This is a genomic window from Pantoea sp. ICBG 1758, from assembly GCF_002928325.1.
GTDB lineage: Bacteria > Pseudomonadota > Gammaproteobacteria > Enterobacterales > Enterobacteriaceae > Pantoea > Pantoea eucrina.
On record NZ_POWL01000003.1, the window covers coordinates 141,174 to 158,479 of the forward strand.

Sequence of the window (17,306 nt, forward strand, 5' to 3'; positions counted from 1 at the left end):
GCAGTGCGGAAACAATAATGGATAAAGTATGAAGAACTGGAGAATGCTGATTCTGGGTGCGGCGATGTCGGCCGGCACCGCTTTCGCAGCCCCACAGGTAGTTGATAAAGTCGCCGCCGTCGTGAACAACGGCGTGGTGCTGGAAAGTGACGTCGATAACATGATGCGCACGGTAAAATCCCAGGCGCAGCAGGCGGGTCAGCAGCTGCCTGAGGACCGTACGTTGCGTCATCAGATCCTTGAGCGTCAGGTCATGGATAACATTATTCTGCAGATGGGTGAAAAAGCGGGCCTGCAGATCAGCGATCAGCAGCTGGATCAGGCGATCCAGAACATCGCTGCGCAGAACCGTATGAGCGTCGATCAGCTGCGCAGTCGCCTCGCCTACGACGGCATGAACTACAGCGACTACCGTGCGCAGATCCGTAAAGAGATGCTGATCTCTGAAGTGCGTAACAATGAAGTGCGCCGTCGCGTCACCATTCTGCCGCAGGAAGTTGATACGCTGGCGACGCAGATTGGTTCACAGAACTCGCAGGGCACCGAGCTGAATATCAGTCAGATTCTGCTGCCGCTGCCGGAAAATCCTACGCAGCAGCAGGTTGACGATCAGGAAGCGCTGGCACGTCAGCTGGTGGGGGAGATCAAAGGCGGTGCCGATTTCGGTAAGCTGGCGGTGACCTACTCAGCCGATCCTCAGGCGCTGAAAGGCGGCAACATGGGCTGGGGTAAAATTGAAGAGCTGCCGACGCTGTTCTCACAGGCGCTGAGCAGCGCGAAAAAAGGCGATGTGGTCGGTCCGATTCGTTCCGGCGTGGGCTTCCATATCCTCAAAGTCAACGATCTGCGCGGTGAGAGCAAGAATATCTCGGTCACTGAGGTACACGCCCGCCATATTCTGCTGAAGCCATCACCGATCCTGAGCGACGATCAGGCGCGTGAAAAAATTACGCAGCTGGCCGCTGACATCAAAAGCGGAAAAACTACCTTTGCCGCTGCTGCCAAACAGTTCTCTGACGATCCGGGTTCAGCTAACCAGGGCGGCGATCTTGGCTGGGCGTCACCCGACATCTACGATCCCGCTTTCCGCGACGCGCTGCTGAAGCTGCAGAAAGGTCAGGTCAGCGCACCGGTGCACTCTTCGTTTGGCTGGCATCTGATTCAGCTGCTGGATACGCGCCAGGTGGATAAAACCGATGCGGCGCAGAAAGAGCGCGCCTATCGCCTGCTGTTCAACCGTAAGTTTGCAGAAGAAGCGCAGACCTGGATGCAGGAGCAGCGCGCCAGCGCCTACGTGAAGATCCTTGATGGCAACTGATAGCTATCGCGTTGCGATCACGCCCGGCGAACCCGCCGGGATTGGTCCCGATCTTACGGTGCAGCTGGCACAGCGCAACTGGCCGGTTGAACTGGTCGTCTGTGCTGACGGCGAAGTGCTGCGGCAGCGTGCCGCGCAGCTTGGCCTGCCGCTAACCCTGCAGCCGTGGCAGCCTGACCGCGCCCCGCAGCCGCAGCAGGCAGGTACCCTGACGCTGCTGCAGATCGATACGGCACAGCCGGTGGTACCAGGTCAGCTCTGCGTGGCGAACGGTGCGTACGTCCTTGAGACGCTGGCGCGCGCCTGTGACGGTGCGCTTCGGGGCGAGTTTGCGGCGCTGATCACCGGGCCGGTACACAAAGGCGTCATCAACGACGCCGGCATTCCGTTTACCGGCCATACCGAATTTTTTGCCGATCGCGCCGGTGGCGATCGCGTGGTTATGATGCTGGCAACCGAGTCGCTGCGCGTAGCGCTGGCAACCACCCATCTGCCGCTGAAAGATGTCTCTGCCGCCATCACGCGCGAGAGCCTGCGTGAGGTCATCACCATTCTGCATCAGGATTTACAGCAGAAGTTTGGCCTGGCGCAGCCGCATATCTTTGTCTGCGGTCTTAATCCGCACGCTGGCGAAGGCGGGCATATGGGGCGTGAAGAGATTGACACTATTACGCCAGCGCTGGATGCGCTGCGTCAGCAGGGCATCCGTCTGACGGGGCCACTGCCGGCCGATACGCTGTTTCAGCCTAAGTATCTGCAACATGCCGATGCGGTGCTGGCGATGTATCATGACCAGGGATTGCCGGTCCTTAAATATCAGGGTTTTGGCCGGGCGGTGAATATCACCCTGGGCCTGCCTTTTATCCGAACCTCTGTCGATCACGGTACCGCGCTGGAACTGGCCGGTCTTGGACAGGCAGAGCCGGGCAGCTTTATCACGGCGCTTAATCTCGCCATCACTATGATCAAGAGCAGTAATGAATAATCGCGTCCATCAGGGGCATTACGCCCGTAAACGTTTCGGGCAGAACTTCCTGAACGATCAGTACATTATCGATAGCATCGTCTCTGCTATTCATCCGCAAAAGCAGGAGGCGCTGGTCGAGATCGGTCCCGGTCTCGGTGCCCTGACCGAGCCGGTAGGCGAACGCCTGGACGCGCTGACCGTCGTTGAGCTGGATCGCGATCTGGCAGCTCGCCTGCAGACGCATCCGTTCCTTGGTCCCAAGCTGACCATTTATCAGCAGGATGCGATGACCTTTGATTTTGCGGCGCTGGCGCAGGAGAAAGGTCAGCCGCTGCGCGTGTTCGGCAACCTGCCCTACAACATCTCCACGCCGCTGATGTTTCATCTTTTCAGCTATACTGGTTCGATCAAAGATATGCACTTCATGCTGCAGAAAGAGGTGGTTAACCGTCTGGTTGCCGGCCCGGGCAGTAAAGCATATGGTCGTCTCAGCGTGATGGCGCAATATTACTGCCAGGTGATCCCGGTCCTTGAAGTGCCGCCGCAGTCGTTTACGCCGCCACCTAAAGTGGATTCTGCCGTGGTGCGACTGGTGCCTTATGCACAGCCGCCTTACCCGGTCAGTGATGTTAAGATCCTGAGCCGCATTACTACCGAGGCTTTTGGTCAGCGTCGTAAAACGTTGCGTAACAGCCTGGGTCATCTGGTTGCGGCGGGTGCGCTGGAAGAGTTAAATATTGATACCTCACTGCGTGCTGAAAACGTCAGCGTTGCGCAGTATTGTCAGCTGGCAAACTGGCTGGGTAATCATCAGGCAAAAACAGCGGAGAACTAAGTGCATGAGTGATATGGCGCGCGTCTGTGTTCAGGTACTGAGTCAGTATGTGGAATCGCAATCCTCACCGGACGAGGATCGCTACGTGTTTGCCTATACCATCACTATCCGCAATCCCGGGCGCACGCGCGTTCAGCTGCGCAGCCGCTACTGGCTGATCACCAACGGCAACGGCCGCGAAACGGAAGTTCAGGGCGATGGCGTAGTGGGCGAGCAGCCGTTTATCGAACCGGGTGGCGAATACCAGTATACCAGCGGTGCGATTCTGGAAACGCCGATGGGCACCATGCAGGGCCACTACGTTATGATCGATGAAGAGGGCAGCGCCTTTAACGTCGATATTCCGGTGTTTCGCCTCGCCGTGCAAACCCACATTCACTGATCCCCCCCGCCCGGCTCGTCCGGGCGGCGCGTTTTACCGGACTGATATCATGAGTACATATCTGATTGGCGATATCCACGGCTGTTACGATGAGCTGCGCGCGCTGCTGGCGCAGGTAAGCTTTGATCCGCAGCAGGATGAACTCTGGCTGACCGGCGACCTTGTGGCGCGCGGTCCCGGTTCACTCGATGTGCTGCGCTACGTAAAATCACTGGGTGACAGCGTACGCATGGTGCTGGGTAATCATGACCTGCACCTGCTGGCGGTTTTCGCCGGGATCAGCCGTAATAAACCGAAAGATCGCCTGACGCCGCTGCTGGAGGCGGACGATGCTGATGCGCTGATCAACTGGCTGCGGCGCCAGCCGCTGCTGCAGGTTGATGAAGAGAAAAAGCTCGTCATGGCGCATGCCGGCATTACCCCGCAGTGGGATCTCGCGACGGCAAAAGCATGCGCGCGTGAAGTAGAAGCGGTGCTCTCCAGCGACAGCTATCCGTTGTTTCTGGATGCGATGTATGGCGATATGCCCAACAACTGGACGCCGGAACTGAGTGGCCTGGCGCGCCTGCGATTCAGTACGAATGCCCTGACGCGCATGCGTTTCTGCTTCCCCAACGGCCAGCTGGATATGATCTGCAAAGAGGCGCCCGACTCCGCCCCACCGCCGCTGCGGCCCTGGTTCAACGTGCCGGGTAAAATGGGCAGTGACTACACGCAGATTTTCGGCCACTGGGCCTCCCTTGAAGGCAAAGGCACTCCCGATCACGTTATTGGTCTGGATACCGGCTGCTGCTGGGGCGGCACGCTGACGCTGCTGCACTGGGAAACACAGCAATACTATGTACAGCGCTCCCGGCGTGAAGCCGCACTGGCCGCTGAAGGCGCCGCCGCGACTCCTCCGCTAAACAACACGCCATAAAAAAAGCCCCGCGATGTCAGCGGGGCTTTTGCGCAGGGCGCGCATTTATGCACGCCAGGCAGGGATCAATTAACGACGCCGATCCAGGATCTCAAAGCAGTAGCTGTGCGAATTTTGCGCATCCGCATCGTGGAACTCGCTGAACGTCGACTGCCACTCATCTGGCTCGTAATCAGGGAATTGCGTATCCCCTTCCACTTCAGCATCAATATGCGTCAGGTAAAGACGATCGGCGCGGGGCAGCATCTGCTCATAGATACGCCCGCCGCCAATCACCATAATCTCTTCTGCGTCACCGGCTGCCTCGATTGCCGCTTCCGGTGAAGTGACCCAGGTCACCCCCTCGTGCGTACCGGGCTGGCTGCTGACCACAATATTGAGCCGGCCTGGCAGCGGACGGCCAATCGATTCAAAGGTCAGACGCCCCATGATCACCGGTTTATTCAGCGTAGTACGTTTGAACCAGGCGAGATCGGCGGGTAAGTGCCACGGCATGGCGTTTTCCATACCAATAATGCGATCCGCAGCCAGTGCTGCGATCAGACTAATCATGATTTAAAACCTGCTGGAAAAAATTGGCGCAATGATACGTAAAGGCGAAAGTTTCGTCGATAGGCCAGCCGTGCTATTTGCGTAAAGCTCTTTTTGCCGCCAGATTCAGGCTGCCGGGCAGAGCTTTACACCGACTTTACTGCGATTAACGGAGAGAGCCGCCATAATCGCCTGCGCAGCTGGCACAAATCAGCGGCATTAGCGGCAGGTTTTCAGAAAGAGTGTAAAGAAAAGCGCACTGAGCGGCTCCACGCGGAGCCGCTGCAGTCATCAGAAGTCGTAACGCAGACGGACCAGGTTCACGTTGCCCAGCGCCTTGCTGGTATCGGAGGTGATGACATATTCATAATCAACGCGGAAGCCGTAGTCGAGCTGCGCACTGATGCCCACGCCATTATCGATACGCTTATAGTGGCGTCCGTTGACGAAGTCCAGGCGATCGCCCATCACGTAAGGCTGCAGGGTTTTCACCGCATACTGGCCTACAGCAAATTTATAACCGGCAAAATATTCGATGCCCCAGGCGTCATCCGCAAAGTAGTTTGTTGCGCTTTTCAGGCGGGTTGGCGCAAAGTTCTGATACCAGCCGGCGCCTGCCGCCAGCGTCCAGCTATCCGGCGTCCAGCTGACCGAGGTGCCCCAGATATTCTGATCGTAGCGCTCGCTGTCGCCATTGCCCGGATTGCGTACGGTGGCACGGGTATAATTCCACGCGCTTCCCCACGCCAGTTCATCGCTGATGTGATAGTTGACACCCAGCGATCCGCCGCCGTTGCGCTTGTAGCGCAGGCCGTTACCCGGCAGATATTCGGTATCCTCAAAGAGATAAGAGGCGTACAGATCGGCGGCGCCGGCACGGGTTTTATACTTCAGCATTTTGCGCGAGCGATAGCTGCCGTCGTAATCGCCGTTGATCCCGACGCCGGAACCCTGGGCCAGCATATCGTAATCCCAGATATCGGTTTTTGCGCCAACTACATCGTAATAGACGCTGTTTTGCTGACCAAAATAGAGTTCGCCGAGGCTGGCACTTTTAAAACCGGTATAGAGCTGACGACGTGAGGTATCGCGTGCGCCGCTGGCATAGTGATGGTCCCAGCCCCACCACGCCGGGAAGTTAACGCCCAGCTCATAGTAGCCTACCCAGCTCAGATCTTCTGCGATCGCGTAGTCTGCGCCAAAGCGAAAGCGCGAGCCACCATCGTAGCCGTTACGCTTATAGGATGTGTCATTTACGCCATTCTGATGCATAAACTGCGGGCGAATGCTGCCGCCCACTTTAAAGCCAAGGCGATCGAACGCATTGTTCGCCTGAGGATCCTGCTTCAGCAGAGTAATTTCAGCCTGGCTGGCGAGCGGCGCAGCCATAAGTAACGCAGCCACTGCGCTAAGAGTCAAAGCACGCATGTTCATTTTATATTTTCCGGTGAAGGTAAAGGCTCTATGGTTGAGCGCGCCAGATAGTAAGGTGCCCTCACCGGATCGCGGGTTATAAATTTGTGCGAAAAATCTTAAAAAGTTATTTAGCAGCACCAATAGCTAAAAGTTAAGCCAAATCAGCAGGTTTGCTATAGCTACTCTGTTTCAGGCAAAAAAAAACGGCCCCATACGGGGCCGCTGTCTCTTACGGACGCTGCGCTTATTTGCCTTTCAGCTGCGCATGCATCTCCTGTACTGAAGTCACTTTCTCAGTGGGATCCGCATTCAGGGCCATCGCCGTCGCGAAGCCGCCGTTCAGCGTGGTGTCATAATGCACTTTATACTGCAGCGCGCTGCGGCGAATCAGCTTAGAGTCTTCAATCGCCTGACGTCCCGCCGTGGTGTTAACAATATAGGTGTATTCACCGTTCTTCAGGCGATCCTGAATATGCGGGCGTCCCTCATGCACCTTATTGACCAGGCGTGGATTGATACCGGCTTCACCCAGCACCACCGCCGTACCGTGGGTAGCGTCCAGCTCAAAGCCAAACTTCTGCAGCTTCGCCGCCAGATCGACGATGCGCTTTTTATCGCCTTCACGCACCGAGAGCAGCGCACGACCGCTTTTCTTCATGTTGCTCTGCGCGCCCAGCATCGCTTTACCGAAGGCTTCAGCAAAGGTACGGCCGACGCCCATCACCTCACCGGTGGAGCGCATTTCCGGTCCCAGAATCGGATCGACGCCCGGGAATTTATTGAACGGCAGCACCACCTCTTTCACCGAGTAGTAAGGCGGAATGACCTCTTCCGTCACGCCCTGCTCCAGCAGGGTTTTGCCCGCCATGACGCGAGCCGCCACTTTGGCCAGCGGTACGCCGGTAGCCTTGGAGACAAATGGAACGGTACGTGCCGCACGCGGATTCACCTCAATCAGGTAAACCTCGTTATCTTTGACCGCAAACTGCACGTTCATCAGACCGCGTACGTTAAGTTCAAACGCCAGCTTCTCAACCTGCTCACGCATCACGTTCTGGATCTCGCTGCTCAGCGTATAGGCCGGCAGGGAACAGGCTGAGTCACCGGAGTGAACACCCGCCTGCTCAATATGTTCCATGATGCCGCCAATCAGCACCCGCTCGCCGTCGCAGATGGCATCCACATCGACTTCCACCGCATCATCCAGGAAGCGATCCAGCAGTACTGGCGCATCGTTAGAGACGGATACCGCGGTCTGGAAATAGCGCTTAAGATCCACTTCGTCATAGACGATTTCCATCGCACGGCCGCCCAGTACATAGGAAGGACGTACCACCAGCGGATAACCGATACCGGCAGCTTTCTCTACCGCCTGCTCCAGCGTGGCAACCGTGGCGTTAGCCGGCTGTTTCAGTTTCAGACGATCCACCGCCTGCTGGAAACGCTCGCGGTCTTCAGCGCGGTCAATCGCGTCCGGGCTGGTACCGATAACCGGTACACCGGCCGCTTCCAGCGCACGCGCCAGTTTCAGCGGCGTCTGGCCACCATACTGCACAATAACGCCTTTTGGCTGCTCAATTCGTACAATCTCCAGCACATCTTCCAGCGTAACCGGCTCAAAGTAGAGGCGATCGGAGGTGTCATAATCGGTTGAGACCGTTTCCGGGTTGCAGTTAACCATGATGGTTTCATAACCATCTTCACGCAGCGCCAGCGATGCGTGGACGCAGCAGTAGTCAAACTCAATACCCTGCCCGATACGGTTTGGTCCGCCGCCCAGCACCATGATTTTGTCACGATCCTGATTCGGGTTCGCTTCGCACTCCTCCTCATAGGTGGAATACATATAGGCGGTATCGGTCGAGAACTCAGCGGCACAGGTATCCACCCGCTTATAGACCGGATGCAGATTGTACTGCTGACGCAGCTTACGGATTTCGCTTTCTGCCACACCCGCCAGCGCTGCCAGACGCGCATCAGCAAAACCTTTACGCTTCAGCGCGCGCAGGAAGCCGGCATCCAGCGCGTTAACGCCTTCACGTGCAACCTGCTCTTCCAGCCGCACCAGCTCTTCAATCTGTACCAGGAACCAGCGATCGATGTTGGTGAGATTAAATACGCCATCCACCGACATACCGGCACGAAACGCGTCAGCAACATACCAGATGCGGTCCGAACCAGCGTCTTTCAGTTCGCGGCGGATACGGGTCAGCGCGTCGGCGTCATCCAGATCCACTTTTGGATCGAAGCCGTTAGCGCCGACTTCAAGGCCGCGCAGCGCTTTCTGCATCGACTCCTGGAAGGTACGGCCAATCGCCATCACTTCACCCACTGATTTCATCTGTGTAGTGAGGCGATCGTTGGCGCCCGCAAACTTCTCAAAGTTAAAGCGCGGGATCTTAGTCACGACATAGTCGATAGAGGGCTCAAACGACGCCGGCGTGCGACCGCCAGTGATATCGTTCATCAGTTCATCGAGCGTAAAGCCCACCGCCAGCTTAGCCGCGACTTTAGCAATCGGGAACCCGGTGGCTTTGGACGCCAGCGCGGAGGAGCGCGACACGCGCGGGTTCATTTCGATTACGATCAGACGACCATCTTTCGGATTTACGGAGAACTGAACATTAGAGCCGCCGGTTTCCACACCAATCTCACGCAGCACCGCCAGCGAGGCGTTACGCATGATTTGGTACTCTTTGTCCGTCAGCGTCTGCGCCGGTGCCACGGTGATAGAGTCGCCGGTGTGAATGCCCATGGCGTCGAAGTTTTCAATTGAACAGACGATGATGCAGTTATCATTTTTATCGCGCACTACCTCCATCTCATACTCTTTCCAGCCAATCAGCGATTCATCAATCAGCAGCTCGTTGGTCGGAGAGAGGTCGAGGCCGCGCTCACAGATCTCTTCAAACTCTTCGCGGTTGTAAGCGATACCGCCGCCGGTGCCGCCCATGGTAAAGGAGGGACGAATAATGCACGGGAAACCGACCTCCTCCGCGACCTTCAGCGCCTCTTCCATCGTGTGGGCGATACCCGAACGGGCGGTATCGAGACCGATGCTTTTCATCGCCACGTCAAAGCGACGGCGATCTTCAGCTTTATCGATAGCGTCAGCCGTGGCGCCAATCATGGTCACGCCAAACTCTTCCAGCACGCCCTGGCGCTCCAGCTCCAGCGCACAGTTCAGCGCGGTCTGCCCGCCCATGGTAGGCAGTACTGCATCCGGGCGCTCTTTTTCGATGATTTTTCGCACCACTTCCCAGTGGATTGGCTCAATATAGGTCGCGTCAGCCATTTCCGGGTCGGTCATGATGGTCGCCGGATTGGAGTTAACCAGAATGACGCGATAGCCCTCTTCACGCAGCGCTTTACACGCCTGCGCGCCCGAGTAGTCAAATTCACACGCCTGACCGATAACGATCGGGCCAGCGCCAAGGATCAGGATAGATTTTATGTCAGTACGTTTTGGCATCGGAGGCTCCTGATTACTTCGCGTTTGAACGGTAGGCTTCAATCAGTTCGATAAAGTGATCGAACAGCGGCGCCGCATCGTGCGGGCCAGGACTCGCTTCCGGATGTCCCTGGAAGCTGAAAGCGGGTTTATCGGTACGATGAATACCCTGCACGGTCTGGTCAAACAGCGACACATGCGTCACACGCAGATTGGCCGGTATCTGGCTCTCATCGACGGCGAAACCGTGATTCTGTGCGGTGATCATCACAGTATTATTATCGAGATCTTTTACCGGATGGTTGCCGCCGTGGTGACCCAGCTTCATTTTGACGGTTTTTGCACCGCTGGCCAGCGCCAGCAGCTGATGCCCCAGGCAGATACCAAATACCGGAATTTCTGTCTCCAGAAACGCCTGAATCGCGCGGATAGCGTAGTCACACGGCTCCGGATCGCCCGGGCCATTGGAGAGGAAGATGCCGTCCGGATTGAGTGCCAGCACCTCTTCTGCTGGCGTCTGCGCCGGCACCACCGTCAGGCGGCAGCCGCGATCCACCAGCATACGCAGAATATTGCGCTTGGCGCCGTAGTCATAGGCGACCACGTGATACGGCAGTGCGTCAGCTGACTGCTGCTCAGGCAGGCCATCCTGCAGCGTCCAGCTCCCCTGCTGCCACGTGTAAGTCTCCGTGGTAGCCACTTCTTTCGCCAGATCCATACCTTTCAGCCCCGGGAACGCCTGCGCTTTCTGCAGCGCCAGCGCGGCATCCGGCGCGTCACCCGCAATGATGCAGCCGTTCAGCGCGCCCTTTTCACGCAGCAGACGCGTCAGCTTACGCGTATCGATATCAGCGATGCCGACAATATTATTGCGCTGTAGCCAGGCAGAAAGGCTCTCTTCACTGCGGAAGTTGCTGGTAATCAGTGGCAGGTCGCGGATCACCAGGCCCTGAGCGTGAATCTGGTTTGATTCATCATCTGCGATATTGACGCCAACGTTGCCGATGTGGGGATAAGTAAGAGTAACAATCTGGCGGGAATAGGAGGGATCAGTAAGGATTTCTTGATAACCGGTCATTGACGTGTTGAAAACGACCTCACCCACTGCCGAACCCGTAGCCCCGATGGCCCGACCGTGGAATTGGGTTCCGTCTTCCAGAACCAAGAGCGCTGACTTAATCAAAACATCCTCCAGGGAATAAACAGTCACAATATATGCATATTAATTCATAATACTGGCCTGAATCAATGTAAAAACCGCCTGACTGCTCGATTTTTGGCAAATTGCGCGCATTCTAATGATCACCTCTGCTGATGTCTACCCGGAAAGGCTATTTTTTTATGTTTTTCGGAGGCTATAACTAAAATATAGTGCAAACAGGGCAAAAGCAGCATCTTAATAGGGTAATTAATCGGTTGCCTGACAACAATAACCGCCGAATAAGCGGAGCTACGCAAAATATTTGACCAAATGGTCAAATTTAATCTTAGCAGCTGAGAAAAAGATGAGTTAACTTGCAAATAAACCCATTATGAAGATATTTTATGGCGAAGAGGTTATTTTGACAAAAATAAAGGGCAATAAAAATATTGCCCTGCCAATCAATGGACTAGCGACTGAAAAACCACATCACGATGGCTCACAACAATCAATTTTTTGCTAAATTAAGCACATCACGCATGTCATAAAGACCATTTTTTCGCAACTCAACCCAGACCGCAGCCCGGACGGCACCTTTTGCAAAGGTCATCCGGCTTGAGGCCTTGTGGCTAATCTCTATCCGTTCGCCGATATCAGCAAACAGAGCAGTATGCTCACCAATGATGTCGCCGGCGCGCACCGTGGCAAAACCGATAGTGTGAGGTTTGCGCTCACCGGTATGGCCTTCACGCGCGTAAACCGCATGATCCTCCAGCTTCCACTCCATGGCGTCCGCAATGGCTTCACCCATTGCCAGCGCGGTTCCTGAGGGCGCATCAACTTTATGGCGATGGTGCGCCTCAACGATCTCAATATCCGCATACTCCCCCATCACTGAGGCCGCCTGCTGCAGCAGATTCAGCATCAGGTTGACGCCAACGCTGAAGTTGGCAGCAAACACGATGCCGATCTCCTCTGCCGCTGCACGAATTACGGCTTTTCCGGCGTCATCAAAACCGGTTGTGCCAATCACCATCGCCTTTTGATGCTGGCGGCAAAAGGCCAGATACTCCAGCGTGCCTTCCGGACGCGTGAAGTCGATTAGCACATCGAAATCGTCCACCACCTTTAGCAAATCATCGGTGACGGTGACGCCGGTTTTACCGATGCCCGCCAGCTCACCCGCGTCTGTACCCAGCAGTGAAGAGCCGCTGCGCGCCAGCGCAGCGCCCACCGCCACGCCTTCCGCCTGATGCGCGGCCTGAATCAGATTTCGTCCCATGCGGCCCGGCGCACCAACAATAGCTAAGCGGATATCACTCATATTTATTCATTCCTGATACAAAACTATGCATGCAAAGCGTAAACAGGTTAACCATCAGCTAACCGTCACGCCACAATAAAAAAGGGATATAAGAATTTCAGGACAGCGATAAAACATTATCAGTAAAAGCAATCCCGGCGGCTGGTTGTGGCGAGGCACGCAGCCGTACATAAAGAAAAGGCCGAACAATGTCGGCCTGATACGGTAGCAAATGTTAAACGCTTACTGCACGTTGCGCACGTCAACGCGCAGCTCTTTCGGCACTTCGAATACGATATTTTCTTCGCGGCCGATCAGCTCAATGGCTGCTTCACCACCGAGTTCGCGCAGGCGCTGGATCACCTGCTGTACCAGAATATCGGGCGCAGAAGCACCTGCCGTCACGCCAATACACTCTACGCCGGTTACCCACTCTTCCTGAATATCATCCGCTGAGTCGATAAGCTTCGCCAGCTTGCCTGCGCGCTGCGCCAGCTCAGCCAGCCGGTTAGAGTTGGAGGAGTTTTTTGAGCCGACCACCAGCACCACTTCAGCATCCTGTGCCAGCACGCGCACCGCTTCCTGCCGGTTAGTGGTGGCATAGCAGATGTCATCTTTGCGCGGGCCGATAATGGCCGGGAAGCGCTGACGTAAGGCGTCAATGACGTCAGAGGTGTCATCAACTGACAAGGTAGTCTGCGTCATAAAACAGAGGTTGTTCTCATCTTTGACGGTCAGCTTAAACACATCTTCCGGTGATTCCACCAGATACATGCCGCCATTGGGGTTGCTGTATTGCCCCATGGTGCCTTCCACTTCAGGATGACCGGCGTGACCAATCAGGATCGCCTCCACCCCTTTACGGCTGGCACGCGCCACTTCCATATGGACTTTCGTTACCAGCGGACAGGTGGCATCAAACAGCATGGTCAGATCGCGTGCTTTCGCTTCAGCGCGTACCGCCTGCGATACACCGTGCGCTGAGAAGATCAGAATGGCACCATCCGGCACTTCACCGATCTCTTCGATAAAGATCGCGCCACGCTCGCGCAGGCTGCTCACTACATAACGGTTGTGCACCACTTCGTGACGCACGTAGATTGGCGCGCCATACATCTCCAGCGCCCGCTCAACGATGCTGATAGCGCGATCCACACCGGCGCAGAAACCGCGCGGGTTAGCTAACAGGATTTGCATTGTTATCCTCCAGCGCCGGGTCGATCTCAAGGACTTCAATATCAAACCGGACAGGCTGCCCCGCCAGCGGATGATTAAAATCCACGGTGATTGAGTCACCGGAAATTTCGCGGATTACGCCAGGCATCTCGCTGCCGCCCATGCCGCTGAACAGCATGATTGCGCCGATTTCCGGCTCGCCCGCGTCGATAAAGTCGCGACGCGAAAAGTACTGGATCAGATCCGGGCTGCTGGCGCCAAACGCATCTTCCGGCACCAGGGTAAAGGCGAGCTGATCGCCCGCTTTGCGCCCCAGCAGCTCGCGCTCCAGCGCCGCCGACAGGCTGCCGTCACCCAGACGGAACAGCGCAGGCTTGCCGTTAGCACGGGTGGATTCGGCAGTAGAGCCATCCTCCAGCTTGAGCGTGAAATGCACCAGCAGCGCGCTATCGGGCTGAACTGTCTCTGTCATCGGTTACCCTTACTCTCTTTTTCATCATGCCTGCGCCTGCAGCCGTGACCGGCATGCAGGCAGCAGACGTCAGGATGTTGCTTTTTTGCCGCTGGGGCTGAAGAACCCCTCAAGCACCACCAGCGCCGCGCCGATGCAGATGCCGCAGTCAGCGATATTGAACGTGGCGAAGTGCCAGTTACCGACATAAAAGTCGATAAAGTCGACGACAAAACCGTGCCAGGCGCGATCGAACAGGTTGCCAAGCGCCCCGCCAACAATCAGCGCATACGCAATATTGCTGAGCCTGTTGCTGGCGCGGTTGCGATACATCATCACCAGCAGCGCGACCACAATGGCAATGGCAATACCGGCAAAGAACCAGCGCTGCCAGCCACCTTTGTCTGCCAGGAAACTGAACGCGGCGCCATAGTTATGGGCATAGAACAGGTTCAGAAACGGCATCAGCGGCTGCGTTTCATGCAGCATCATATTGTTCATGACCCACACTTTGCTGGCCATATCGATACCAATGACGACCAGCACCAGCCAGATCCAGCGCAGTCCGGTAGAACTGAGTTTAGTCATCAGGCAAATTTCCGTACTTCACCGTCACCGGCTACGTTTGAGTAACAGCGTCCGCACACGTCGGCGTGCTCCGGATTCTGGCCTATGTCGGTAGTATAGTGCCAGCAGCGCGGGCACTTCTCGCCTTCTGCTTTATGCAGAACGATTTTCAGCCCTTTCAGCAGGTCGCTCTGCTGCGCCTCATCGCTCGCCGTTGCGTAATCGGCTACCGTCGCGCCGGAGGTCAGCAGCACAAAACGCAGCTCGTCGCCAAGCGCCTGCAGCTTCGCGCCCAGCTCCGGTTCCGCATAGAGCGTGACCGTCGCTTCCAGCGCGCCACCGATGCGCTTGTCGCTGCGCGCCTGCTCGATCGCTTTGTTGACTTCGCCGCGGACTTTCAGCAGATCGGCCCAGAACGCATCGTTCATCGGCTCATCCGCCGCAAGACCGAACAGATTGTCATACCACTCTTCAGTGAAGACATACTGCGCGCGTTCGCCCGGCAGGTGACCCCAGATCTCATCAGCGGTAAAGGACATGATAGGCGCCATCCAGCGCACCAGCGCCTCCACAATGTGCCACAGCGCGGTCTGGCAGCTGCGACGCGCCAGGCTGTCGCCCTTCGCGGTGTACTGGCGATCTTTAATCACATCCAGGTAGAACGACCCCATCTCAATGGAGCAGAAGTGCATCAGACGCTGCACCACTTCATGGAAGTCGTAGTTTTCATAGGAGGCAACGATATCCTGCTGTGCAGCCAGCGCACGTCCTACCGCCCAGCGATCGACCACCACCATCTCTTCCGGCGTAACGCAGTCAGTAGCCGGATTAAAGCCCGCCAGGTTAGCCAGCAGGAAGCGTGCGGTGTTACGAATACGGCGATAGCTGTCGGCAGCGCGTTTCAGGATCTCATCCGATACCGCCATTTCGCCGGAGTAGTCGGTAGAGGCGACCCACAGACGCAGAATGTCCGCGCCAAGCTTATCCATCACATCCTGCGGCGCTACCGTGTTGCCGATCGACTTCGACATCTTGCGACCCTGACCATCCACGGTAAACCCGTGCGTCAGAACCTGACGATAAGGCGCTTTGCCTTTCATCGCCGTAGAGATCATCAGCGAGGACATAAACCAGCCGCGATGCTGATCGGAGCCTTCCAGATACATATCCGGCGCGTGTCCCTCAAACTCCGGACGCGCATCGACTACCGAGAAGCTGGTTGATCCCGAGTCAAACCATACATCCAGCGTATCCGGCACTTTCACGTACAGATCGGCGTCGTCACCCATCAGTTCGCGCGGATCGAGATCCCACCACGCCTGAATGCCATCCTGCTCCACGCGCTGCGCAACTTTCTCCATCAGCTCCAGCGTGTCAGGGTGCAGCTGCTCACTCTCTTTATGCACAAACAGCGCCATGGGCACGCCCCAGGTACGCTGACGCGAGATGCACCAGTCAGGACGGTTGGCAACCATCGCTTCGATACGCGCCTGACCCCAGTCCGGGATCCACTGCACGCCTTTAATCTCTTTCAGCGACTGCGCGCGCAGCCCCTGCTGATCCATGCTGATAAACCACTGCGGCGTCGCCCGGAAGATGATTGGCGTTTTGTGACGCCAGCAGTGTGGGTAGCTGTGCAGCAGTTTCTCCACGTGGAGCAGCGCGCCCTTCTCTTTCAGCAGCTCAACAATCATGTCGTTAGCTTTGAAGACATTAACGCCATCAAGCGACGGATAAGTGCCCGGCAGATAGGTACCATCTGGTGCCACCGGGTTAGCGGTCTCGATGCCATACTTCTGACCGATTACGTAGTCATCCGGGCCGTGTCCAGGCGCGGTATGCACCGCACCGGTACCCGCTTCCAGCGTAACGTGCTCACCCAGCACCACTTTCGACTGAACCTGCGTCAGAAACGGATGCTGAAACAGCTGCAGCTCCAGCGCTGCCCCCTGGCATTCACCCAGCACCTGCCACTCGCTGATGCCGGCGCGCTTCATCACGCTCTCCACCAGATCTTTAGCGAGGATCAGGCTGCGGCCCTCAATCTGGACCAGCTGGTACTCAAATTCAGGATGCAGGGAGATCGCGCGGTTGGCGGGCATGGTCCACGGCGTGGTGGTCCAGATCACCAGTGAAACCGGCCCCTCTGAGGCGCTGACGCCAAAGGCTGACCGCACCGCGTCGGCATCCAGCGCGTTGAACATCACGTCGATAGACGGCGAGGTTTTGTCGTAATACTCAACTTCCGCTTCCGCCAGCGCTGAACGGCAATCCATACACCAGTGCACCGGCTTCGCGCCTTTATGCAAATGGCCGTTACCGATGATTTTGCCCAGTGCACGGATGATGTTGGCTTCGGTCGTGAAGTTCATGGTCAGATAGGGACGATCCCAGTCGCCCAGCACGCCAAGGCGGATAAAATCTTTTTTCTGCCCTTCTACCTGCTCAGCGGCATAGCTGCGGCAGGCGGCACGAAACTCTGCCGCGCTGACTTTCTCGCCCGGCTTGCCAATCATCTGCTCAACTTTGTGCTCGATCGGTAAGCCGTGACAGTCCCAGCCCGGAACATAGGGTGAGTCGTACCCTGCCATGCCTTTCGACTTGACAATAATGTCTTTCAGAATCTTGTTAACAGAGTGACCAATATGAATATTGCCGTTTGCGTACGGAGGGCCATCATGCAGGATGAAGGTTTTTTTCCCTTTTTTGGCGGCGCGGATGATGCCGTAGAGATTGTCATCGTACCAGCGCTGCAGCATGCCCGGTTCGCGTTTGGCCAGATCGCCACGCATCGGGAACCCCGTTTCCGGCAAATTCAGGGTAGATTTATAGTCACTCATCAGATTCTC

General features: G+C 56.5%; 14 protein-coding genes. 5 read left to right on the forward strand and 9 right to left on the reverse strand.

Annotation, left to right across the window (positions count from 1 at the left end):
• Window positions 1-28 precede the first annotated feature (28 nt).
• Genes surA through apaH form a run of 5 tightly spaced genes read left to right on the forward strand, consistent with a single transcriptional unit; the run spans window position 29 to window position 4,421 of the window.
• Entirely contained in the window at window positions 29-1,318 is a 1,290-nt protein-coding gene (gene surA / locus C1Y41_RS12380; protein ID WP_094110725.1) for a peptidylprolyl isomerase SurA, read from the forward strand.
• A complete protein-coding gene (gene pdxA, locus C1Y41_RS12385; protein WP_104085549.1) occupies window positions 1,308-2,303 on the forward strand; it encodes a 4-hydroxythreonine-4-phosphate dehydrogenase PdxA in 996 nt (331 codons plus the stop codon). The genes surA and pdxA overlap by 11 nt, the downstream gene beginning before the upstream one ends.
• On the forward strand, window positions 2,296-3,120 hold the full coding sequence (rsmA, locus tag C1Y41_RS12390) for a 16S rRNA (adenine(1518)-N(6)/adenine(1519)-N(6))-dimethyltransferase RsmA (protein WP_039382519.1): 825 nt from the start codon (window positions 2,296-2,298) through the stop codon (window positions 3,118-3,120). The genes pdxA and rsmA overlap by 8 nt, the downstream gene beginning before the upstream one ends.
• Window positions 3,121-3,124: 4 nt before the next feature.
• Entirely contained in the window at window positions 3,125-3,502 is a 378-nt protein-coding gene (apaG, locus tag C1Y41_RS12395) for a Co2+/Mg2+ efflux protein ApaG (RefSeq protein ID WP_039382517.1), read from the forward strand.
• 49 nt (window positions 3,503-3,551) lie between these two features.
• Window positions 3,552-4,421, forward strand: coding sequence for a bis(5'-nucleosyl)-tetraphosphatase (symmetrical) ApaH (gene apaH / locus C1Y41_RS12400; protein WP_094110724.1), 870 nt, complete (start codon window positions 3,552-3,554; stop codon window positions 4,419-4,421).
• 69 nt (window positions 4,422-4,490) lie between these two features.
• Here apaH and folA read toward each other — a convergent pair whose 3' ends face one another.
• From folA to ileS, 9 genes are all read right to left on the reverse strand, one after another.
• Window positions 4,491-4,973, reverse strand: coding sequence for a type 3 dihydrofolate reductase (folA, locus tag C1Y41_RS12405; protein ID WP_039382513.1), 483 nt, complete (start codon window positions 4,971-4,973; stop codon window positions 4,491-4,493).
• 270 nt (window positions 4,974-5,243) lie between these two features.
• Window positions 5,244-6,386 carry a porin gene (locus C1Y41_RS12410; RefSeq protein ID WP_104085550.1) on the reverse strand — a complete coding sequence of 381 codons (1,143 nt, stop codon included), beginning with the start codon at window positions 6,384-6,386 and terminating at the stop codon, window positions 5,244-5,246.
• Between the two features lie 226 nt (window positions 6,387-6,612).
• Window positions 6,613-9,840 carry a carbamoyl-phosphate synthase large subunit gene (carB, locus tag C1Y41_RS12415; RefSeq protein ID WP_104085551.1) on the reverse strand — a complete coding sequence of 1,076 codons (3,228 nt, stop codon included), beginning with the start codon at window positions 9,838-9,840 and terminating at the stop codon, window positions 6,613-6,615.
• Between the two features lie 13 nt (window positions 9,841-9,853).
• On the reverse strand, window positions 9,854-11,002 hold the full coding sequence (carA, locus tag C1Y41_RS12420) for a glutamine-hydrolyzing carbamoyl-phosphate synthase small subunit (RefSeq protein WP_039382504.1): 1,149 nt from the start codon (window positions 11,000-11,002) through the stop codon (window positions 9,854-9,856).
• A gap of 466 nt (window positions 11,003-11,468) precedes the next feature.
• Entirely contained in the window at window positions 11,469-12,284 is an 816-nt protein-coding gene (gene dapB / locus C1Y41_RS12425; protein WP_104085552.1) for a 4-hydroxy-tetrahydrodipicolinate reductase, read from the reverse strand.
• Between the two features lie 222 nt (window positions 12,285-12,506).
• Window positions 12,507-13,460 carry a 4-hydroxy-3-methylbut-2-enyl diphosphate reductase gene (gene ispH / locus C1Y41_RS12430; RefSeq protein ID WP_039382499.1) on the reverse strand — a complete coding sequence of 318 codons (954 nt, stop codon included), beginning with the start codon at window positions 13,458-13,460 and terminating at the stop codon, window positions 12,507-12,509.
• A complete protein-coding gene (gene fkpB, locus C1Y41_RS12435) occupies window positions 13,441-13,911 on the reverse strand; it encodes an FKBP-type peptidyl-prolyl cis-trans isomerase (protein WP_071669088.1) in 471 nt (156 codons plus the stop codon). Before fkpB ends, ispH begins: the two co-directional genes overlap by 20 nt.
• A gap of 69 nt (window positions 13,912-13,980) precedes the next feature.
• Window positions 13,981-14,478, reverse strand: coding sequence for a signal peptidase II (gene lspA, locus C1Y41_RS12440; RefSeq protein WP_071669089.1), 498 nt, complete (start codon window positions 14,476-14,478; stop codon window positions 13,981-13,983).
• Window positions 14,478-17,297 carry an isoleucine--tRNA ligase gene (ileS, locus tag C1Y41_RS12445; protein ID WP_039382490.1) on the reverse strand — a complete coding sequence of 940 codons (2,820 nt, stop codon included), beginning with the start codon at window positions 17,295-17,297 and terminating at the stop codon, window positions 14,478-14,480. The genes lspA and ileS overlap by 1 nt, the downstream gene beginning before the upstream one ends.
• Window positions 17,298-17,306 lie beyond the last annotated feature (9 nt).